This window comes from Pseudomonas sp. MYb327 (assembly GCF_040438925.1).
In the GTDB taxonomy this organism is placed as follows: Bacteria; Pseudomonadota; Gammaproteobacteria; order Pseudomonadales; family Pseudomonadaceae; genus Aquipseudomonas.
Window position 1 is genome coordinate 5,760,740 of sequence record NZ_CP159258.1, and the last position, 20,829, is coordinate 5,781,568.

At 54.4% G+C, this 20,829-nt stretch carries 14 protein-coding genes, 6 tRNA genes and 3 rRNA genes; 21 read left to right on the forward strand and 2 right to left on the reverse strand.

Annotation, left to right across the window (positions count from 1 at the left end):
* Positions 1–126 precede the first annotated feature (126 nt).
* Positions 127–477 (forward strand): iron-sulfur cluster insertion protein ErpA, encoded by a 351-nt coding sequence (gene erpA, locus ABVN21_RS26000; RefSeq protein ID WP_007906865.1) that lies wholly within the window; start codon positions 127–129, stop codon positions 475–477.
* A 68-nt stretch (positions 478–545) separates the two neighbouring features.
* Here the strand turns inward: erpA and ABVN21_RS26005 are convergent, their stop codons facing one another.
* A complete protein-coding gene (locus tag ABVN21_RS26005) occupies positions 546–1,637 on the reverse strand; it encodes an anhydro-N-acetylmuramic acid kinase (protein WP_339554792.1) in 1,092 nt (363 codons plus the stop codon).
* Positions 1,638–1,639: 2 nt separating this feature from the next.
* Entirely contained in the window at positions 1,640–3,067 is a 1,428-nt protein-coding gene (locus ABVN21_RS26010) for a peptidoglycan DD-metalloendopeptidase family protein (RefSeq protein WP_339554791.1), read from the reverse strand.
* A gap of 211 nt (positions 3,068–3,278) precedes the next feature.
* On the opposite strand from ABVN21_RS26010, the gene tyrS reads away from it, so the two are divergent.
* The 20 genes from tyrS (at position 3,279) to rpoB (ending at position 20,792) form a co-directional block, all read left to right on the forward strand.
* Complete coding sequence (gene tyrS / locus ABVN21_RS26015) at positions 3,279–4,478, forward strand: tyrosine--tRNA ligase (protein WP_339554790.1); 1,200 nt, start codon at positions 3,279–3,281, stop codon at positions 4,476–4,478.
* A 494-nt stretch (positions 4,479–4,972) separates the two neighbouring features.
* Positions 4,973–6,509 (forward strand): 16S ribosomal RNA (locus ABVN21_RS26020).
* An 80-nt stretch (positions 6,510–6,589) separates the two neighbouring features.
* A tRNA-Ile gene (locus ABVN21_RS26025) sits at positions 6,590–6,666 on the forward strand.
* A 30-nt stretch (positions 6,667–6,696) separates the two neighbouring features.
* Positions 6,697–6,772, forward strand: a tRNA-Ala gene (locus tag ABVN21_RS26030).
* A gap of 248 nt (positions 6,773–7,020) precedes the next feature.
* Positions 7,021–9,912: ribosomal RNA gene (locus tag ABVN21_RS26035) — 23S ribosomal RNA — on the forward strand.
* 169 nt (positions 9,913–10,081) lie between these two features.
* Positions 10,082–10,197, forward strand: a 5S ribosomal RNA gene (gene rrf / locus ABVN21_RS26040).
* Together the 16S, 23S and 5S rRNA genes with 2 tRNA genes alongside form the textbook arrangement of a ribosomal RNA operon.
* Positions 10,198–10,331: 134 nt before the next feature.
* The gene (birA, locus tag ABVN21_RS26045; protein WP_339555507.1) at positions 10,332–11,291 is read left to right on the forward strand and encodes a bifunctional biotin--[acetyl-CoA-carboxylase] ligase/biotin operon repressor BirA; all 960 of its coding nucleotides are present in this window, start codon (positions 10,332–10,334) and stop codon (positions 11,289–11,291) included.
* Positions 11,281–12,030 (forward strand): pantothenate kinase, encoded by a 750-nt coding sequence (locus tag ABVN21_RS26050; protein ID WP_339555506.1) that lies wholly within the window; start codon positions 11,281–11,283, stop codon positions 12,028–12,030. The genes birA and ABVN21_RS26050 overlap by 11 nt, the downstream gene beginning before the upstream one ends.
* A gap of 7 nt (positions 12,031–12,037) precedes the next feature.
* Entirely contained in the window at positions 12,038–12,478 is a 441-nt protein-coding gene (locus tag ABVN21_RS26055; RefSeq protein ID WP_339555505.1) for a hypothetical protein, read from the forward strand.
* A gap of 143 nt (positions 12,479–12,621) precedes the next feature.
* A tRNA-Tyr gene (locus ABVN21_RS26060) sits at positions 12,622–12,706 on the forward strand.
* A 24-nt stretch (positions 12,707–12,730) separates the two neighbouring features.
* Positions 12,731–12,804, forward strand: a tRNA-Gly gene (locus tag ABVN21_RS26065).
* Between the two features lie 26 nt (positions 12,805–12,830).
* Positions 12,831–12,906, forward strand: a tRNA-Thr gene (locus ABVN21_RS26070).
* A 174-nt stretch (positions 12,907–13,080) separates the two neighbouring features.
* Positions 13,081–13,156: transfer RNA gene (locus tag ABVN21_RS26075), tRNA-Trp, on the forward strand.
* Positions 13,157–13,201: 45 nt separating this feature from the next.
* Entirely contained in the window at positions 13,202–13,570 is a 369-nt protein-coding gene (gene secE / locus ABVN21_RS26080) for a preprotein translocase subunit SecE (RefSeq protein WP_007970411.1), read from the forward strand.
* A 9-nt stretch (positions 13,571–13,579) separates the two neighbouring features.
* The gene (gene nusG / locus ABVN21_RS26085; RefSeq protein WP_007933727.1) at positions 13,580–14,113 is read left to right on the forward strand and encodes a transcription termination/antitermination protein NusG; all 534 of its coding nucleotides are present in this window, start codon (positions 13,580–13,582) and stop codon (positions 14,111–14,113) included.
* A gap of 117 nt (positions 14,114–14,230) precedes the next feature.
* Positions 14,231–14,662 carry a 50S ribosomal protein L11 gene (rplK, locus tag ABVN21_RS26090; RefSeq protein WP_007933726.1) on the forward strand — a complete coding sequence of 144 codons (432 nt, stop codon included), beginning with the start codon at positions 14,231–14,233 and terminating at the stop codon, positions 14,660–14,662.
* Positions 14,662–15,357 (forward strand): 50S ribosomal protein L1, encoded by a 696-nt coding sequence (gene rplA, locus ABVN21_RS26095; protein ID WP_003186095.1) that lies wholly within the window; start codon positions 14,662–14,664, stop codon positions 15,355–15,357. Before rplK ends, rplA begins: the two co-directional genes overlap by 1 nt.
* Before the next feature lie 199 nt (positions 15,358–15,556).
* A complete protein-coding gene (gene rplJ, locus ABVN21_RS26100; protein ID WP_007970413.1) occupies positions 15,557–16,057 on the forward strand; it encodes a 50S ribosomal protein L10 in 501 nt (166 codons plus the stop codon).
* A 75-nt stretch (positions 16,058–16,132) separates the two neighbouring features.
* Positions 16,133–16,498 carry a 50S ribosomal protein L7/L12 gene (gene rplL / locus ABVN21_RS26105; protein WP_034148078.1) on the forward strand — a complete coding sequence of 122 codons (366 nt, stop codon included), beginning with the start codon at positions 16,133–16,135 and terminating at the stop codon, positions 16,496–16,498.
* Between the two features lie 220 nt (positions 16,499–16,718).
* Positions 16,719–20,792, forward strand: a complete 4,074-nt coding sequence (gene rpoB / locus ABVN21_RS26110; protein WP_339555504.1) for a DNA-directed RNA polymerase subunit beta — start codon at positions 16,719–16,721, stop codon at positions 20,790–20,792.
* Positions 20,793–20,829 lie beyond the last annotated feature (37 nt).

Below are 20,829 nucleotides of genomic sequence, written 5' to 3' on the forward strand. Positions count from 1 at the left end.
TTTGCATTCCGGGTCGGCGATTGGATTGGTTGATATACCATAACAATAGTTGACCGCTTTTCTAGGAGAAGCGGATAATGCGCGTCATCACGCAATATGACGGCGTAACGCCGGGAGATAGTCAGCATGAGCGTCGAATCCTTCACCCCCACGGCTTTGCAATTCACCCACGGTGCCGCGCACAAGGTGAAGAGCCTGGTCGATGAAGAGGGGAATGATCGCTTGAAGCTGCGCGTATTTGTTACGGGCGGCGGTTGTTCAGGTTTTCAGTACGGCTTCACCTTCGATGAAGAAGTGGCCGATGACGACACCATCGTCGAGCGCGAAGGTGTGAGTCTGGTAGTTGATCCGATGAGCTTCCAGTACCTGGCGGGTGCCGAGGTGGATTATCAGGAAGGTTTGGAAGGTTCGCGTTTCGTCATCAAGAACCCGAATGCGACCACCACCTGTGGGTGCGGTTCTTCGTTCTCGATCTGATCAGCGAGTCCATACAACAAAACGCCGCATGGCTTTCGAGCTCTGCGGCGTTTTGCTGTCTGGCGGATTCAGGCGGGGTAGATGGCGCCGAGTACGCGCAAGCCGCGGGCGCCAGTAACGCTCGGGCGATTGGCTGCGATACCTTCGAGGCAGCAATGGGCCAGCCAGGCGAAGGCCATGGCTTCGACCCAGTCGGGGTCTACGCCGTACGTCGCTGTGCTGCTGACTTTCGCGTTCGGCAATAAGTCGCTCAAGCGCTTCATTAGCGTGGCATTGTGCGCGCCGCCGCCGCAGACGAGCAGTTCTCGAGTGTCAGATTGGGCGCTTTGTAGCGATTCGACGATGGTCAGTGCGGTCAGCTCCAGCAGCGTTGCCTGCACATTTTCGGCAGCGAAGCGGGGTAGCTGTGCCAGGTGTTGCGTCAGCCATGGCAGGTTGAACACTTCCCGGCCGGTACTCTTCGGGCCTTTAGTGACGAAGAATGGATCGCTGAGCAGTTCTTTCAGCAGGGCTGGTTCAACCTTGCCGCTGGCGGCCCATTGGCCGTCACGATCAAAGTTGTCGCCGCGTACCTGGTGAATCCATGCGTCCAGCAACACATTTCCCGGACCGCAGTCGAAGCCCGCAACCGGTTGGCCTGGTTCGATCAGGCTGAGGTTGCTGAAGCCACCAACGTTCAGAACGGCACGGTTGCCGGTGCGCTCTTCAAACAAGGCTTCGTGGAAGGCTGGGACCAGCGGAGCGCCTTGCCCACCGGCGGCGACGTCGCGACTGCGGAAGTCACTGACCACGGTGATGCCAGTCAGCTCGGTCAGCAGTGCCGGATTGCCAATCTGCACTGTGAACCCGCGTGCCGGTTCATGGCGAATGGTCTGGCCATGACTGCCAATCGCGCAAATGTCTTCGGCTTTGAGGTGCTGTTGATCAAGAAGGGTATGAATGCCCTGTGCGGCCAATTTCACCCAGTTTTGCTGGGCGATGGCGGAGCGGGCAATCTCGTCCGGACCGCTGGCGCACAAGCCAAGCAGCTCGGCGCGCAGGGATTCGGGCATGGGGATGTAATGTGTGGCGATCAACCTGATCGCCGGAGCTATCTCGACTAGCGCGATGTCCAGGCCATCAAGGCTGGTCCCGGACATCACACCGATATAGAGCGCCATGGCTAGCGCTTCGAAGCCAGCATGGTGGATTTTTCTTGATCCATGCGCGCCATAAGCGGCTGACTCTGTGCGAGGAAACGAGCGCGTTCGGCCTTGGAAATCGGATCGGCCATCGCCACTTTCTGGCCCAGTGGGTCGACGTGAACGCCGTTGACCTGGAACTCGTAGTGCAAGTGCGGACCGGTGGAAAGGCCGGTTGTGCCGATATAACCGATCACCTGGCCTTGCTTGACGTTGCTACCGGTCTGCACGCCTTTGGCGAAACCCTGCATGTGGCCATACAGCGTGCGGTATGTGCTGCCATGCTGGATGATCACAGTGTTGCCGTAACCGCCCCGACGCCCGGCCAGCAAAACCTTGCCGTCACCGGCAGCCTTGATTGGCGTGCCGCGTGGTGCTGCGTAGTCAACGCCTTTGTGGGCGCGGATCTTGTTCAGGATCGGGTGTTTGCGGCCCATGGAAAACTTCGAGCTGATTCGAGCGAAATCCACCGGAGTACGGATGAATGCCTTGCGCATGCTGTTTCCGTCAGCGGTGTAGTAACTGCTGTTGCCTTGTTTGTTGGTGTAACGCACTGCGGTGTACGTCTTGCCACGATTGGTGAAACGTGCGGACAGGATCGGGCCGTTGCCGACCGCTTTGCCATTGACGACTTTTTGCTCATAGATCACGTCAAACTCGTCACCTTGGCGGATGTCCTGGGCGAAGTCGACGTCATAGCCAAATACGCTGGCCATGTCCATGGTCAGGCTGTGCGACAGGCCGGCGCGAGCGGCGGACTGCGACAACGAGCTGTTGATCACGCCATGAACATAAGCGGAGCGAATGGTCGGCTTGGCGGTAATGCGGTTGAACGTATAGCCCTTGTCATTCTTGGTCAGAGTGATGGTTTCGACGTCGCTGACCTTGCTGTGCAGATTGGTCAACTGGCCGTCGGGACTCAGTTCGAATTCGAGTTTCTGCCCGTGCTTGAGCTGGCTGAACTGCTTGGCCTGCTTGTCGCTGGCCAACACTTCATGCACAGAAATGGCTGGAAGACCGACTTTCTCGAAGAGTGTGGAGAGGGTATCGCCCTTGGCGACGGCCACTTCCCTGTGGTTTGGCGCCTTCTTTTCTTCAGTGGCCGGTGCAGGTGTTAGTGCTGGTGTGGCTTGAGCGGTTTCCTGAGTGTCTACTGCGCTGTTGTCGATCTGCGCGAATGGAGAAGCAGCTGGCTCATTTGTGGCTTGGACAGCCTCAGCAGCGTCTTGATCTTGTGTCAGTTGTTCAGCAGGGCTTTCCAGTTCAAGACTCAGGGTCGTTTTTTTTGCTTCAACATCACTGGAAGGGAATACCAGAAGCGCCAGGCTCAGGAGGGCAGCAATGCCACTCGCTGCGAGCAGGTGGGTCTTCGGGTAAAGCGGAGGCGCTTTAGACGATTCTTTGGTCATAAGTAGTGTTTTGACTTTGAAAAAGGAATTGGAAAAGATGAATGACATGATGAAGATGAAATAACTGTATAAAATATAACCAAATCCTCCCTGAAGCAAGTCCGCGGACACTCTGCCGGCGGATTGGCGTCATTGCGCCGGCCAAACTTTGTATTTGACGCGTGATCTTGTATGGTTGGTCCCCTTTGAATTCGAGCCTTGCGGGTCTGTTATGAAGTCGGTTGAAGAGCAGCTAGCGCTGATTAAACGTGGTGCGGAAGAACTGTTGGTCGAGTCCGAGCTGATCGAAAAGCTCAAGCGTGGCCAGCCGCTGCGTATTAAGGCCGGCTTTGACCCGACCGCCCCGGATTTGCACTTGGGTCATACCGTGCTTATTAATAAGCTGCGTCAGTTCCAGGAGTTGGGTCACCAGGTAATCTTCTTGATTGGCGACTTCACCGGGATGATCGGCGATCCGAGCGGCAAGAGCGCGACGCGGCCTCCGTTGACTCGTGAGCAGGTTCTCGAAAACGCTGAGACCTACAAAACTCAGGTTTTCAAAATTCTCGATCCGACCAAGACCGAAGTGGCATTTAACTCCACTTGGATGGATCAGATGGGGCCGGCCGACTTCATTCGCCTGACTTCGCAGTACACCGTGGCCCGCATGCTCGAGCGCGATGACTTCGACAAGCGCTACACAACCAATCAGCCAATCGCCATTCACGAGTTCCTCTATCCGCTGGTACAGGGCTACGACTCGGTTGCCTTGCGCGCAGATGTCGAGTTGGGTGGTACCGATCAGAAGTTCAACCTGCTAATGGGGCGTGAGCTTCAGCGTGGTTATGGTCAGGAAGCTCAATGCATTCTGACCATGCCGTTGCTAGAAGGTCTGGATGGCGTGAAGAAGATGTCCAAGTCGTTGGGCAACTACGTCGGTATCCAGGAAGCTCCGGGCGTGATGTACAGCAAACTGGTCTCCATTCCGGATGCTCTGATGTGGCGTTACTTCGAGCTGCTCAGCTTCCGCTCCATGGATGAGATCAATGCGTTCCGCGCTGACGTAGAGGCGGGTGCTAATCCGCGTGACATCAAGATCAAGCTGGCTGAAGAGATTGTTGCTCGTTTCCATGGTGAAGAGGCTGCGGCTAACGCTCATCGTGCGGCGGGTAATCGCATGAAGGACGGCGAGCTGCCAGACGATCTGCCTGAGATTTATTTGACTGCTACTGAAGATATGCCGATCGCTGCTGTTCTTAATAAGGCGGGCCTTGTGAAGAACTCGGCTGTGGCTCGGGATCTGCTCGGTTCTGGTGGTGTGCGTATAGATGGTGAGGTTGTCGATCGCTCCTTTATATATGTGCTGGGCGCTACCCATGTTTGCCAGGCAGGGAAGAAGGCATTTGCGCGTATTACGCTCAAATCCGAATAAACCTGAAATAAGGGGTTGACGGCGAATTTTAGAAGCCTATAATTCGCCCCACTTCCGGCGCAGTAGAAACGGAAAACTCCTTGGTAAACAATGAGTTAGGCAGTTTTCGGCAGCAGGTTGCTTCAGGTCATCGAAGCCAAAAGGAAGTTGAAAAAGAGGTGTTGACAGCAGCGTGTAACGCTGTAGAATTCGCCTCCCGCTGACGAGAGATCGACAGCGCAAGTGGTTGAAGTTGTTAAGGATTCCTTGAAAACTTCTGAAAATAATCACTTGACAGCAAATGAGGCTGCTGTAGAATGCGCGCCTCGGTTGAGGCGAAAGCTCTTAACCAACCGCTCTTTAACAACTGAATCAAGCAATTCGTGTGGGTGCTTGTGGAGTCAGACTGCTAGTCAACAGATTATCAGCATCACAAGTTACTCCGCGAGAAATCAAAGATGTAACCAACGATTGCTGAGCCAAGTTTAGGGTTTTCTCAAAACCCAAAGATGTTTGAACTGAAGAGTTTGATCATGGCTCAGATTGAACGCTGGCGGCAGGCCTAACACATGCAAGTCGAGCGGATGAAGAGAGCTTGCTCTCTGATTCAGCGGCGGACGGGTGAGTAATGCCTAGGAATCTGCCTGGTAGTGGGGGACAACGTTTCGAAAGGAACGCTAATACCGCATACGTCCTACGGGAGAAAGCAGGGGACCTTCGGGCCTTGCGCTATCAGATGAGCCTAGGTCGGATTAGCTAGTTGGTGAGGTAATGGCTCACCAAGGCGACGATCCGTAACTGGTCTGAGAGGATGATCAGTCACACTGGAACTGAGACACGGTCCAGACTCCTACGGGAGGCAGCAGTGGGGAATATTGGACAATGGGCGAAAGCCTGATCCAGCCATGCCGCGTGTGTGAAGAAGGTCTTCGGATTGTAAAGCACTTTAAGTTGGGAGGAAGGGCAGTAAATTAATACTTTGCTGTTTTGACGTTACCGACAGAATAAGCACCGGCTAACTCTGTGCCAGCAGCCGCGGTAATACAGAGGGTGCAAGCGTTAATCGGAATTACTGGGCGTAAAGCGCGCGTAGGTGGTTCGTTAAGTTGGATGTGAAAGCCCCGGGCTCAACCTGGGAACTGCATTCAAAACTGACGAGCTAGAGTATGGTAGAGGGTGGTGGAATTTCCTGTGTAGCGGTGAAATGCGTAGATATAGGAAGGAACACCAGTGGCGAAGGCGACCACCTGGACTGATACTGACACTGAGGTGCGAAAGCGTGGGGAGCAAACAGGATTAGATACCCTGGTAGTCCACGCCGTAAACGATGTCAACTAGCCGTTGGGAGCCTTGAGCTCTTAGTGGCGCAGCTAACGCATTAAGTTGACCGCCTGGGGAGTACGGCCGCAAGGTTAAAACTCAAATGAATTGACGGGGGCCCGCACAAGCGGTGGAGCATGTGGTTTAATTCGAAGCAACGCGAAGAACCTTACCAGGCCTTGACATCCAATGAACTTTCCAGAGATGGATTGGTGCCTTCGGGAACATTGAGACAGGTGCTGCATGGCTGTCGTCAGCTCGTGTCGTGAGATGTTGGGTTAAGTCCCGTAACGAGCGCAACCCTTGTCCTTAGTTACCAGCACGTTATGGTGGGCACTCTAAGGAGACTGCCGGTGACAAACCGGAGGAAGGTGGGGATGACGTCAAGTCATCATGGCCCTTACGGCCTGGGCTACACACGTGCTACAATGGTCGGTACAGAGGGTTGCCAAGCCGCGAGGTGGAGCTAATCCCATAAAACCGATCGTAGTCCGGATCGCAGTCTGCAACTCGACTGCGTGAAGTCGGAATCGCTAGTAATCGCGAATCAGAATGTCGCGGTGAATACGTTCCCGGGCCTTGTACACACCGCCCGTCACACCATGGGAGTGGGTTGCACCAGAAGTAGCTAGTCTAACCTTCGGGAGGACGGTTACCACGGTGTGATTCATGACTGGGGTGAAGTCGTAACAAGGTAGCCGTAGGGGAACCTGCGGCTGGATCACCTCCTTAATCGACGACTCAGCTGCTCCATGAGCTCCCACACGAATTGCTTGATTCATTGAAGAAGACGAAAGAAGCAGCCCGAAATTGGGTCTGTAGCTCAGTTGGTTAGAGCGCACCCCTGATAAGGGTGAGGTCGGCAGTTCGAATCTGCCCAGACCCACCAATTTTGTGTGGGAAACGCCTGTAGAAATACGGGGCCATAGCTCAGCTGGGAGAGCGCCTGCCTTGCACGCAGGAGGTCAACGGTTCGATCCCGTTTGGCTCCACCACTACTGCTTCTGTTAGTAAGAAAGCTTAGAAATGAGCATTCCATCGCTGTGATGATGAATGTTGATTTCTAGTCTTTGACTAGTTCGTTCTTTAAAAATTTGGGTATGTGATAGAAAGATAGACTGGACGTTACTTTCACTGGTAACGGATCAGGCTAAGGTAAAATTTGTGAGTTCTCTTAGTTGAGAAATTCGAATTTTCGGCGAATGTCGTCTTCACAGTATAACCAGATTGCTTGGGGTTATATGGTCAAGTGAAGAAGCGCATACGGTGGATGCCTTGGCAGTCAGAGGCGATGAAAGACGTGGTAGCCTGCGAAAAGCTTCGGGGAGTCGGCAAACAGACTTTGATCCGGAGATGTCTGAATGGGGGAACCCAGCCATCATAAGATGGTTATCTTGTACTGAATACATAGGTGCAAGAGGCGAACCAGGGGAACTGAAACATCTAAGTACCCTGAGGAAAAGAAATCAACCGAGATTCCCTTAGTAGTGGCGAGCGAACGGGGACTAGCCCTTAAGTGGCTTTGAGATTAGCGGAACGCTCTGGAAAGTGCGGCCATAGTGGGTGATAGCCCTGTACGCGAAAATCTCTTAGTCATGAAATCGAGTAGGACGGAGCACGAGAAACTTTGTCTGAATATGGGGGGACCATCCTCCAAGGCTAAATACTACTGACTGACCGATAGTGAACTAGTACCGTGAGGGAAAGGCGAAAAGAACCCCGGAGAGGGGAGTGAAATAGATCCTGAAACCGTATGCGTACAAGCAGTGGGAGCCCACTTTGTTGGGTGACTGCGTACCTTTTGTATAATGGGTCAGCGACTTATTTTCAGTGGCGAGCTTAACCGAATAGGGGAGGCGTAGCGAAAGCGAGTCTTAATAGGGCGTCTAGTCGCTGGGAATAGACCCGAAACCGGGCGATCTATCCATGGGCAGGTTGAAGGTTAGGTAACACTGACTGGAGGACCGAACCGACTACCGTTGAAAAGTTAGCGGATGACCTGTGGATCGGAGTGAAAGGCTAATCAAGCTCGGAGATAGCTGGTTCTCCTCGAAAGCTATTTAGGTAGCGCCTCATGTATCACTGTAGGGGGTAGAGCACTGTTTCGGCTAGGGGGTCATCCCGACTTACCAAACCGATGCAAACTCCGAATACCTACAAGTGCCGAGCATGGGAGACACACGGCGGGTGCTAACGTCCGTCGTGAAAAGGGAAACAACCCAGACCGTCAGCTAAGGTCCCAAAGTTATGGTTAAGTGGGAAACGATGTGGGAAGGCTTAGACAGCTAGGAGGTTGGCTTAGAAGCAGCCACCCTTTAAAGAAAGCGTAATAGCTCACTAGTCGAGTCGGCCTGCGCGGAAGATGTAACGGGGCTCAAACCATACACCGAAGCTACGGGTATCACTTAGGTGATGCGGTAGAGGAGCGTTCTGTAAGCCTGTGAAGGTGAGTTGAGAAGCTTGCTGGAGGTATCAGAAGTGCGAATGCTGACATGAGTAACGACAATGGGTGTGAAAAACACCCACGCCGAAAGACCAAGGTTTCCTGCGCAACGTTAATCGACGCAGGGTTAGTCGGTCCCTAAGGCGAGGCTGAAAAGCGTAGTCGATGGAAAACAGGTTAATATTCCTGTACTTCTGGTTATTGCGATGGAGGGACGGAGAAGGCTAGGCCAGCTTGGCGTTGGTTGTCCAAGTTTAAGGTGGTAGGCTGGAATCTTAGGTAAATCCGGGATTCTAAGGCCGAGAGCTGATGACGAGTTACCCTTTGGGTGACGAAGTGGTTGATGCCATGCTTCCAAGAAAAGCTTCTAAGCTTCAGGTAACCAGGAACCGTACCCCAAACCGACACAGGTGGTTGGGTAGAGAATACCAAGGCGCTTGAGAGAACTCGGGTGAAGGAACTAGGCAAAATGGCACCGTAACTTCGGGAGAAGGTGCGCCGGTGAGGGTGAAGCATTTACTGCGTAAGCCCACGCCGGTCGAAGATACCAGGCCGCTGCGACTGTTTATTAAAAACACAGCACTCTGCAAACACGAAAGTGGACGTATAGGGTGTGACGCCTGCCCGGTGCCGGAAGGTTAATTGATGGGGTTAGCTAACGCGAAGCTCTTGATCGAAGCCCCGGTAAACGGCGGCCGTAACTATAACGGTCCTAAGGTAGCGAAATTCCTTGTCGGGTAAGTTCCGACCTGCACGAATGGCGTAACGATGGCGGCGCTGTCTCCACCCGAGACTCAGTGAAATTGAAATCGCTGTGAAGATGCAGTGTATCCGCGGCTAGACGGAAAGACCCCGTGAACCTTTACTATAGCTTTGCACTGGACTTTGAATTTGCTTGTGTAGGATAGGTGGGAGGCTTTGAAGCGTGGACGCCAGTTCGCGTGGAGCCATCCTTGAAATACCACCCTGGCAACTTTGAGGTTCTAACTCAGGTCCGTTATCCGGATCGAGGACAGTGTATGGTGGGTAGTTTGACTGGGGCGGTCTCCTCCTAAAGAGTAACGGAGGAGTACGAAGGTGCGCTCAGACCGGTCGGAAATCGGTCGTAGAGTATAAAGGCAAAAGCGCGCTTGACTGCGAGACAGACACGTCGAGCAGGTACGAAAGTAGGTCTTAGTGATCCGGTGGTTCTGTATGGAAGGGCCATCGCTCAACGGATAAAAGGTACTCCGGGGATAACAGGCTGATACCGCCCAAGAGTTCATATCGACGGCGGTGTTTGGCACCTCGATGTCGGCTCATCACATCCTGGGGCTGAAGCCGGTCCCAAGGGTATGGCTGTTCGCCATTTAAAGTGGTACGCGAGCTGGGTTTAGAACGTCGTGAGACAGTTCGGTCCCTATCTGCCGTGGACGTTTGAGATTTGAGAGGGGCTGCTCCTAGTACGAGAGGACCGGAGTGGACGAACCTCTGGTGTTCCGGTTGTCACGCCAGTGGCATTGCCGGGTAGCTATGTTCGGAATAGATAACCGCTGAAAGCATCTAAGCGGGAAACTAGCCTCAAGATGAGATCTCACTGGGACCTTGAGTCCCCTGAAGGGCCGTCGAAGACTACGACGTTGATAGGTTGGGTGTGTAAGCGCTGTGAGGCGTTGAGCTAACCAATACTAATTGCCCGTGAGGCTTGACCATATAACACCCAAGCAATTTGATCCTCCTCGTTGAAAAGACGAACGAGACCAGATTGCGGTGTGTGAAGACGAAACGAACCGAAAGTTCGACGCTTACAAAACACCGACCGCTGTCACATACCCAATTTGCTGAAGCGAGGCCATCTGGTCACGACTCAGTACCCGAATTTCTTGACGACCATAGAGCATTGGAACCACCTGATCCCATCCCGAACTCAGCAGTGAAACGATGCATCGCCGATGGTAGTGTGGGGTTTCCCCATGTGAGAGTAGGTCATCGTCAAGATTAAATTCCGAAACCCCAATTGCGAAAGCAGTTGGGGTTTTGTTTTGTCCGCAGGAAAAACTGACTCTCCGGTTTTCTATGCAACTGTCCGGGGCGTAGCTATCATGCGGGCCTCATTGTGAGGCGAGACTTGCATGCTGACGTTGTTAAAACTTCTTAAAGATGGCCGATTCCATTCGGGTCAGGCGCTGGGCGCTGCCCTGGGCGTCAGTCGCAGTGCTGTCTGGAAGCAACTCCAGCAGCTTGAGGCTGAACTTGGGTTGTCCATTCACAAGGTGAGGGGGCGGGGCTATCAATTGGCGGCGCCCTTGATGTTGCTGGATCCGCAGGAGATAGGCCGCCTAGCGCCATCCTGTAATTGGCCTGCCCTGGTTTTTGACTCGATAGACTCCACAAATGCAGAAGCACTGCGTGCCATAAATTATGGCCAGCCCTCGCCCTTTATCGTGGTTGCCGAGCGCCAGACGGCGGGTCGCGGGAGGCGTGGGAGGAGATGGGCGAGTCCATTTGCAGAAAACATCTATTACAGTCTGGTGCTGCGCATAGACGGTGGGATGCGTCAGCTGGAGGGGTTGAGTCTTGTTGTGGGGCTTGCTGTCATGCAAACGCTACGTGGGCACGGTGTCTCTGCAGCTGGATTGAAGTGGCCTAACGACGTTTTGGTGGGCCAGAAGAAGATTGCCGGAATTCTCCTTGAGTTGGTAGGTGATCCCGCTGATGTGTGCCATGTGGTGCTGGGTGTCGGAATCAATGTAAACATGCAGCTAACCGATGAGGTGGATCAGCAGTGGACTTCCATGCGGCTGGAGTCCGGCAAGATGTTCGATCGCAATAAGCTGGTCGCGGAGCTTGGACTGACGCTGCAGAAGTACCTGGAGCGCCATCAAGTGAGCGGATTTTCGGCAATCCAGTCAGAGTGGGAGCAAAATCATCTGTGGCAGGGGCGTCCGGTGTCATTGATCGCCGGCGTTAGCCAAATAGACGGTGAGGTGCTAGGCATCGATGGTCAAGGAGCCTTGCGCATGAAGGTGGATGGTGTGGAAAAAGTGTTCAGTGGTGGCGAGCTGAGTCTGAGGTTGCGCGATGATTCTTGAGCTCGATTGCGGTAATAGTTTTATTAAGTGGCGCGTGCTTGAGGCGAATGCTCATTCGGTGCTTGGTGAAGGCGTAGTCGATTCGGATCGAGCGTTGCTGGATGGCTTGAATGGGCTAAAAGGCCTTGCTCTGAAGTTTTGTCGATTGGTGAGCGTTCGGACTGCTGCAGAAACAGCTGAACTAACCGATTTGCTGAGGGCGTCCTTCAGTATTTCGGCAATCTGTGCGATCCCGGCGCAGGAAATGTCTGGCGTGCGCAATGGTTATGAGGAATTCGAGCGCCTGGGGTTGGATCGCTGGCTCGCGATGCTTGGTGGTTTTCATCTCGCTGGCGGTGCCTGCCTTGTGCTTGATTTCGGCACCGCTGTTACCGCTGACTTCGTTGCTAGGGATGGCGAGCACCTGGGAGGTTTCATCTGTCCTGGTATGCCGTTGATGCGCAATCAGCTGCGTACGCATACTCGCAAGATTCGTTACGGTGATCTCGCGGCCGAGCGCGCGCTGGAAAGTCTAGTTCCGGGTCGTACGACTGTCGAGGCGGTCGAGCGAGGCTGCCTTCTGATGCTTCAGGGCTTTGTGATAACTCAGCTGGAGCTTGCGCGCAGCTACTGGAGTGACGATTTCGCGGTGTTCCTTACCGGCGGCGACGCCGCTCTGGTTTCAGGCATCGTGCCGCAGGCGAGGGTGGTTCCGGACCTGGTATTCATTGGTTTGGCTATGGCGTGCCCTTTGTCTTGAGGTCCTTATGCGTTGGTTGTTTTTGCTTCTGCTGGTTCTCAACGTTTTTTATTACATCTGGCATCAGCAGGAAGCTCCGTTGCGCGCGAAAGACGTGACGCCTTTAAGTTTGTATCGGGGTTCCCAGCAGGATATTCGCCTGTTGAGCGAGGCGCCTGATTCAACTAAGGAAAAAGCCAAAGCTGCCCAGATTGATGCCGGTTGCCTTTATGTGGGTGGTTTAGCGAGGCAAGATGTAGCTCGGGGGCTTGAGCGCCGATTGACTGGCATGGATGTAAAATTTCAGTCGTTGCCCAAGGGCGGCTCTGAATCGGGCGGCTACTGGGTGCGCGTGGCCCCGGAAAGCAGGCGTTGGCTGGACGATTTGCAGTTGATAAACCTTTCTAAAGAATTCAATGAGTTAAAACATAAAATAATGCCTTGCGAGGGGGTTGCACCCATCGAATAGTTTGCATAGAATGGCGCCCGCTCCACAGCGAAGACCTGAAACGGTTAGCGGTGTGAGGCAAGGTCAATGCAGCTAAGCTCAGGTTTTTAATGAGAAAAATGCTTGACAGAAGGCTGGCATGATGTAGAATGCCGGCTCGCTTAGGAGGGGTTCCCGAGCGGCCAAAGGGATCAGACTGTAAATCTGACGTCTACGACTTCGAAGGTTCGAATCCTTCCCCCTCCACCATTTTTAGCGAGAGCTGCAAGCCTCGCGGGTATAGTTTAGTGGTAGAACCTCAGCCTTCCAAGCTGATGATGCGGGTTCGATTCCCGCTACCCGCTCCACGTTTGCAGGTTTTGCGCAGTGTTGCGCTCTTGTAGCTCAGTTGGTAGAGCACACCCTTGGTAAGGGTGAGGTCAGCGGTTCAAATCCGCTCAAGAGCTCCATATAACAAGGCAGATATGAAAATATCTGCCTTTGTTTTAGGTGGTTGTAGTTGCGCCTCATTGTGTTTTTGAGGTTCGCCGATGTCGTAAGTGGCGGTGTTGCAGCTAGGGTTGCCTAGTAAGTGTTGTAAAGTCTTTTTCGGGTCGGCATAATGGTCGGCCTGATTTTGTTTTAGGTCAGTAGCTCAATTGGCAGAGCGACGGTCTCCAAAACCGTAGGTTGGGGGTTCGATTCCCTCCTGACCTGCCAGATTCACTTGGTGTGTCTGGCTTTCTTTTCACAGGATCTTCATAGATGACTCCTAAAGCTGAAGCTCAAGGCTCTCGTTTCGATCTCCTCAAGTGGCTAGTAGTGGTCGCTCTGGTGGTTGTTGGCGTTGTTGGCAATCAGTACTTTTCTGCTTCGCCGATCCTGTACCGTGTACTCGCATTGCTCGTCATTGCTGCTGTAGCTGCCTTTGTAGGCCTGCAGACCGCCAAGGGCAAGTCTTTCTTTGTACTGGTTAAGGAAGCGCGCACCGAAATTCGTAAAGTCGTGTGGCCAACTCGCCAAGAAACCACGCAGACCACATTGATCGTAGTGGCTGTTGTTCTGGTTATGGCGTTGCTGTTGTGGGGTCTTGATTCCCTGCTCGGCTGGCTTGTCTCCTTGATTGTCGGCTAAGGGTGTCCCGTGGCTAAGCGTTGGTATGTTGTGCATGCTTACTCGGGTTACGAGAAGCATGTCATGCGTTCGTTGATCGAGCGCGTAAAGCTGGCTGGCATGGAAGATGGCTTCGGCGAGATTCTGGTTCCCACTGAAGAAGTGGTTGAAATGCGTAACGGCCAGAAGCGCAAAAGCGAACGCAAGTTCTTCCCTGGCTATGTGCTTGTCCAGATGGATATGAATGAGGGTACTTGGCACTTGGTCAAGGATACTCCGCGCGTGATGGGTTTCATCGGTGGTACCGCTGATAAGCCTGCGCCGATTACTGATAAAGAGGCAGAAGCGATTCTGCGTCGCGTCGCTGACGGTAGCGATAAGCCTAAGCCGAAGACGTTGTTCGAGCCGGGCGAGTCGGTACGCGTTAACGATGGTCCGTTTGCCGATTTCACCGGTACGGTAGAAGAAGTTAACTACGAAAAGAGCCGGATCCAGGTCGCAGTGCTCATTTTCGGACGCTCTACTCCGGTAGAGTTGGAGTTCAGTCAGGTCGAAAAGGTCTAGCTGAGCAAGCATCCCAACCCCGCAGCCTTAGGCTGTGGGGTTTTGTCGTCACTGGGATAAACGCGCAAGTAACCGGGGAGCCTTTCGAGGCGTTTGAACCCGTAATTGGAGTGCCTCATGGCCAAGAAGATTACCGCTTACATCAAGCTGCAAGTGAAGGCCGCTCAGGCTAACCCAAGCCCACCTGTTGGTCCTGCTTTGGGTCAGCACGGCGTGAACATCATGGAATTCTGCAAGGCTTTCAACGCCCGTACTCAGGGTCTTGAGCCAGGTCTGCCGACTCCAGTGATCATCACTGTCTACAGCGACCGTAGCTTCACTTTCGAAACCAAATCCACCCCTGCTTCGGTTCTGCTGAAGAAAGCGGCCGGTCTGACCAGCGGTTCCGCTCGTCCGAACACCGTTAAGGTTGGCACCGTGACTCGTGCTCAGCTGGAAGAAATCGCGAAAACCAAAAACGCGGATCTGACTGCAGCTGATATGGAAGCAGCCGTGCGTACCATCGCCGGTTCTGCTCGTAGCATGGGCCTTAACGTGGAGGGTGTGTAATGGCTAAGCTGACTAAGCGTCAAAAGGCTATCGCCGGCAAAATCGAAGCAGGCAAGGCCTACAACTTTGTAGACGCTGCTGCCCTGCTGGCTGAGCTGTCGACTGTCAAGTTCAGCGAGTCGTTCGACGTTGCTGTGAACCTGGGTGTTGACCCGCGTAAATCCGACCAGGTTGTTCGTAGCGCTACTGTGCTGCCACACGGCACTGGCAAGACCGTTCGCGTTGCTGTGTTCACCCAGGGTCCAGCTGCTGAAGCCGCTCTGGCTGCCGGCGCTGACCGTGTAGGCATGGACGACCTGGCTGCCGAAATGAAAGGCGGCGACCTGAACTATGACGTAGTTATCGCATCCCCGGATGCAATGCGCGTTGTAGGTCAGTTGGGTCAGATCCTCGGTCCACGTGGTCTGATGCCTAACCCTAAAGTCGGCACCGTAACTCCAGACGTAGCTACCGCGGTTAAAAACGCCAAGGCTGGTCAGGTTCGTTATCGCACCGACAAAAACGGCATCATCCACACTTCCGTTGGCAAGATCGGCTTCGACGCCGTCAAGCTGAAGGAAAACGTTGAAGCCCTGATCGCTGATCTGAAGCGTATCAAGCCAGCTTCCTCGAAAGGCATCTACGTTAAGCGCGTTACCCTGAGCACCACTATGGGCCCAGGTCTGGTCATCGACCAAAGCTCGCTCGACGCGTAAGACACCGATTGGCGCAAGCGATTGCGCCAATTGAAAAAATTGGGGTCCCTGCCTGGCGGGGGCTATCCAAGACCGTAGGCGACGAAAGTCTTAAACCACAAGCCTACGCAGATGGTGCTCCCGGTTCCTTACCGAATCAGACACCAAAACGACATCCGGTTTCGACCAGATGAAACGGTAACAAGCAGGAGTTAAACCCGTGGCAATTAAACTCGAAGACAAGAAGGCCATCGTCGCTGAAGTCAACGAGGCTGCCAAAGTCGCTCTGTCCGCTGTCGTGGCTGATGCCCGTGGCGTAACAGTAGGCGCGATGACCGGACTCCGTAAAGAGGCTCGTGAAGCTGGCGTTTACGTACGTGTTGTACGTAACACCCTGCTCAAGCGCGCTGTTGCTGACACTGAATTCAGTGTCCTCAACGACGTGTTCACTGGCCCTACCCTGATTGCATTCTCCAAAGAACATCCAGGCGCTGCTGCCCGGATCTTCAAAGAGTTCGCAAAGGGTCAGGACAAGTTCGAGATCAAGGCAGCTGCGTTCGAGGGCAAGTTCCTCGCAGCTAACCAAATCGACGTACTGGCAACTCTGCCGACCCGTGACGAAGCAATTTCTCAGCTGATGAGCGTGATTCAAGGCGCTACCAGCAAATTGGCTCGTACTCTGGCGGCAATTCGCGACCAGAAAGAAGCTGCTGCAGCCTAAGGCTCGTCAACTTCTCGCGTTTTTTGTTTTTTTCGATGGTCGCGTAGGCCGTCCCCAATATCAGGAATTAGATTCATGTCTATCTCTCAGAACGATATCCTTGAAGCAGTTGGCAACATGTCCGTAATGGAAGTTGTTGAGCTGATCAAAGCTTTCGAAGAAAAATTCGGTGTTACCGCTGCTGCTGCATCGGCTGGTCCAGCTGCTGCTGCCGCCGTTGTTGAAGAGCAAACTGAATTCAACGTCATGCTGACCGAAGCTGGCGAGAAGAAAGTTAACGTGATCAAGGCTGTACGTGAACTGACCGGTCTGGGCTTGAAAGAAGCCAAGGCTGTAGTTGACGGCGCGCCTGCCATGGTTCTGGAAGCTGTTGCCAAAGACGCAGCTGACAAAGCCAAAGCAACTCTGGAAGAAGCAGGCGCTAAAGTCGAGCTGAAGTAAGCATCGACTTTGCTCCTCCAGCCCGAGCGTTAAGCGACAGGCTGATGGCTGGTGGCTCTTGCCACCGGCCTTTTTCCGTTATTGGCAGCCGACTGGGTCGGTGCTGATAACGAGCTGTAACCACCCGATGTGGTGGCGCAAACCATGGGGTTTGCACGATTTTCTGGCTGCTCCCGTCGGGAGGGGCCAAACAAGCAGGTGACCAAGCTGGGGAACGCTGATGGCTTACTCATATACTGAGAAAAAACGTATCCGCAAGGACTTTAGCAAGTTGCCGGACGTCATGGATGTGCCGTACCTCCTGGCCATCCAGCTGGATTCGTATCGTGAATTCTTGCAAGCGGGAGCGACTAAAGATCAGTTCCGCGACGTGGGCCTGCATGCGGCCTTCAAATCCGTTTTCCCGATCATCAGCTACTCCGGCAATGCTGCGCTGGAGTACGTCGGTTATCGCCTGGGCGAACCGGCATTTGATGTCAAAGAATGCGTGTTGCGCGGTGTAACTTACGCCGTACCTTTGCGGGTAAAAGTGCGCCTGATCATTTTCGACAAAGAATCGTCGAACAAAGCGATCAAGGACATCAAAGAGCAAGAAGTCTACATGGGTGAAATTCCCCTGATGACTGAGAATGGTACCTTCGTAATCAACGGTACCGAGCGTGTAATCGTTTCCCAGCTGCACCGTTCCCCTGGCGTGTTCTTCGACCACGACCGTGGCAAGACGCACAGCTCCGGTAAACTGCTGTACTCCGCTCGCATCATTCCTTACCGCGGTTCGTGGCTGGACTTCGAGTTCGACCCGAAAGACTGCGTGTTCGTGCGTATCGACCGTCGTCGCAAGCTGCCTGCATCGGTACTGCTGCGCGCGCTCGGCTATACCACCGAGGAAGTGCTGGACGCGTTCTACACCACCAACGTATTCCACGTTAAAGGCGAGAGCCTGAGCCTGGAACTGGTGCCTCAGCGCCTGCGTGGTGAAATCGCGGTCCTGGATATCCAGGATGACAAAGGCAAGGTCATTGTCGAGCAGGGTCGTCGTATCACCGCTCGCCATATCAACCAGCTGGAAAAAGCAGGGATCAAAGAGCTGGAAGTGCCTCTGGACTACGTTCTGGGTCGCACCACCGCCAAGGTCATCGTGCATCCGGCTACCGGCGAAATCCTGGCAGAGTGCAACACCGAGCTGAACACCGAGATCCTGGCGAAAATCGCCAAGTCTGGCGTTGTTCGCATCGAGACTTTGTACACCAACGACATCGACTGCGGTCCGTTCGTCTCCGACACGCTGAAGATCGACTCCACCAGCAACCAACTGGAAGCGCTGGTCGAGATCTATCGCATGATGCGTCCTGGCGAGCCGCCAACCAAAGACGCCGCCGAAACCCTGTTCAACAACCTGTTCTTCAGCCCTGAGCGCTACGATCTGTCTGCGGTCGGCCGGATGAAGTTCAACCGTCGTATCGGTCGTACCGAGATCGAAGGTTCGGGCGTGTTGTGCAAGGAAGACATCGTCGCGGTACTGAAGACCCTGGTCGACATCCGTAACGGTAAAGGCATCGTCGATGACATCGACCACCTGGGTAACCGTCGTGTTCGCTGCGTAGGCGAAATGGCCGAGAACCAGTTCCGCGTTGGCCTGGTACGTGTTGAGCGTGCGGTCAAAGAGCGTCTGTCGATGGCTGAAAGCGAAGGCCTGATGCCGCAAGACCTGATCAACGCCAAGCCTGTGGCTGCGGCGGTGAAAGAGTTCTTCGGTTCGAGCCAACTGTCTCAGTTCATGGACCAGAACAACCCGCTGTCCGAGATCACCCACAAGCGTCGTGTCTCTGCACTCGGCCCTGGCGGTCTGACTCGTGAGCGTGCCGGCTTTGAAGTCCGTGACGTACACCCTACGCATTACGGTCGTGTTTGCCCGATCGAAACGCCGGAAGGTCCGAACATCGGTCTGATCAACTCCCTGGCTGCTTATGCGCGCACCAACCAGTACGGCTTCCTTGAGAGCCCGTACCGTGTGGTTAAAGACGCTCTGGTCACCGACGAGATCGTGTTCCTGTCCGCCATCGAAGAAGCTGATCACGTGATCGCTCAGGCTTCGGCCACGATGAACGACAAGAAAGTCCTGATCGACGAGCTGGTAGCTGTTCGTCACTTGAACGAATTCACCGTCAAGGCGCCGGAAGACGTCACTTTGATGGACGTATCGCCGAAGCAGGTAGTTTCGGTTGCAGCGTCGCTGATTCCGTTCCTCGAGCACGACGACGCCAACCGGGCGTTGATGGGTTCGAACATGCAGCGTCAAGCTGTACCAACCCTGCGCGCTGACAAGCCGCTGGTAGGTACTGGCATGGAGCGTAACGTAGCCCGTGACTCCGGCGTTTGCGTCGTGGCTCGTCGTGGCGGCGTGATCGACTCCGTCGACGCCAGCCGTATTGTGGTTCGTGTTGCTGATGATGAAGTTGAAACCGGTGAAGCCGGTGTCGACATCTACAACCTGACCAAGTACACCCGCTCCAACCAGAACACCTGCATCAACCAGCGTCCGCTGGTGCGTAAAGGTGATCGGGTTCAGCGTAGCGACATCATGGCCGACGGCCCGTCCACCGACATGGGCGAGCTGGCACTGGGTCAGAACATGCGCATCGCGTTCATGGCATGGAACGGCTTCAACTTCGAAGACTCCATCTGCCTGTCCGAGCGTGTTGTTCAAGAAGACCGCTTCACCACGATCCACATCCAGGAACTGACCTGTGTGGCCCGTGACACCAAGCTTGGCCCAGAGGAAATCACTGCGGACATCCCGAACGTGGGTGAGGCTGCACTGAACAAGCTGGACGAAGCCGGTATCGTTTACGTAGGTGCTGAAGTTGGCGCAGGCGACATCCTGGTTGGTAAGGTCACTCCGAAAGGCGAGACCCAACTGACTCCGGAAGAAAAACTGCTGCGTGCGATCTTCGGTGAAAAAGCCAGCGACGTTAAAGACACTTCCCTGCGCGTACCTACCGGTACCAAAGGTACTGTCATCGACGTACAGGTCTTTACCCGCGACGGCGTTGAGCGTGATGCTCGTGCACTGTCGATCGAGAAGTCCCAGCTGGACGAGATCCGCAAGGACCTGAACGAAGAGTTCCGCATCGTTGAAGGTGCTACTTTCGAGCGTCTGCGTTCCGCTCTGGTCGGCCACAAAGCCGAAGGCGGCGCCGGTCTGAAGAAAGGCCAGGACATCACCGACGAAGTTCTCGACGGTCTTGAGCATGGCCAGTGGTTCAAACTGCGCATGGCTGAAGATGCTCTGAACGAGCAGCTCGAGAAGGCTCAGGCCTACATCGTTGATCGTCGCCGTCTGCTGGACGACAAATTTGAAGACAAGAAGCGCAAACTGCAGCAGGGCGATGACCTGGCTCCAGGCGTGCTGAAAATCGTCAAGGTTTACCTGGCAATCCGTCGCCGCATCCAGCCGGGCGACAAGATGGCCGGTCGTCACGGTAACAAAGGTGTGGTCTCCGTGATCATGCCGGTTGAAGACATGCCGCACGATGCCAATGGCACGCCGGTCGACGTCGTCCTCAACCCGTTGGGCGTACCTTCGCGTATGAACGTTGGCCAGATTCTCGAAACCCACCTGGGTCTCGCGGCCAAAGGTCTGGGCGAGAAGATCAACCGTATGATCGAAGAGCAGCGCAAGGTTGCCGAGCTGCGTAAGTTCCTGCACGAGATCTACAACGAGATCGGCGGTCGTCAAGAAAGCCTGGATGACTTCTCGGACCAGGAAATCCTGGATCTGGCTCAAAACCTGCGTGGCGGCGTTCCGATGGCCACTCCAGTGTTCGACGGCGCCAAGGAAAGCGAAATCAAGGCCATGCTGAAACTGGCAGACCTGCCAGAAAGCGGCCAGATGCAGCTGACTGACGGCCGTACCGGCAACAAGTTTGAGCGTCCGGTTACCGTTGGCTACATGTACATGCTGAAGCTGAACCACTTGGTAGACGACAAGATGCACGCGCGTTCTACCGGTTCGTACAGCCTGGTTACCCAGCAGCCGCTGGGTGGTAAGGCACAGTTCGGTGGTCAGCGTTTCGGGGAGATGGAGGTCTGGGCACTGGAAGCATACGGTGCTGCTTACACTCTGCAAGAAATGCTCACAGTGAAGTCGGACGATGTGAACGGCCGTACCAAGATGTACAAAAACATCGTGGATGGCGATCACCGTATGGAGCCGGGCATGCCCGAGTCCTTCAACGTGTTGATCAAGGAAATTCGTTCCCTCGGCATCGATATCGATCTGGAAACCGAATAACACGTGACGCGAATCGAGAGCGGGGCAGGATTGCCCG

What these genes read in the sequence shown, in the direction of transcription:
- erpA (WP_007906865.1), top strand. Translation starts at nt 127, where the DNA reads ATGAGCGTCGAATCCTTCACCCCCACGGCTTTGCAATTCACCCACGGT.
- ABVN21_RS26005 (WP_339554792.1), bottom strand. Translation starts at nt 1,637, where the DNA reads ATGGCGCTCTATATCGGTGTGATGTCCGGGACCAGCCTTGATGGCCTG.
- ABVN21_RS26010 (WP_339554791.1), bottom strand. Translation starts at nt 3,067, where the DNA reads ATGACCAAAGAATCGTCTAAAGCGCCTCCGCTTTACCCGAAGACCCAC.
- tyrS (WP_339554790.1), top strand. Translation starts at nt 3,279, where the DNA reads ATGAAGTCGGTTGAAGAGCAGCTAGCGCTGATTAAACGTGGTGCGGAA.
- birA (WP_339555507.1), top strand. Translation starts at nt 10,332, where the DNA reads ATGCTGACGTTGTTAAAACTTCTTAAAGATGGCCGATTCCATTCGGGT.
- ABVN21_RS26050 (WP_339555506.1), top strand. Translation starts at nt 11,281, where the DNA reads ATGATTCTTGAGCTCGATTGCGGTAATAGTTTTATTAAGTGGCGCGTG.
- ABVN21_RS26055 (WP_339555505.1), top strand. Translation starts at nt 12,038, where the DNA reads ATGCGTTGGTTGTTTTTGCTTCTGCTGGTTCTCAACGTTTTTTATTAC.
- secE (WP_007970411.1), top strand. Translation starts at nt 13,202, where the DNA reads ATGACTCCTAAAGCTGAAGCTCAAGGCTCTCGTTTCGATCTCCTCAAG.
- rplK (WP_007933726.1), top strand. Translation starts at nt 14,231, where the DNA reads ATGGCCAAGAAGATTACCGCTTACATCAAGCTGCAAGTGAAGGCCGCT.
- rplA (WP_003186095.1), top strand. Translation starts at nt 14,662, where the DNA reads ATGGCTAAGCTGACTAAGCGTCAAAAGGCTATCGCCGGCAAAATCGAA.
- rplL (WP_034148078.1), top strand. Translation starts at nt 16,133, where the DNA reads ATGTCTATCTCTCAGAACGATATCCTTGAAGCAGTTGGCAACATGTCC.
- rpoB (WP_339555504.1), top strand. Translation starts at nt 16,719, where the DNA reads ATGGCTTACTCATATACTGAGAAAAAACGTATCCGCAAGGACTTTAGC.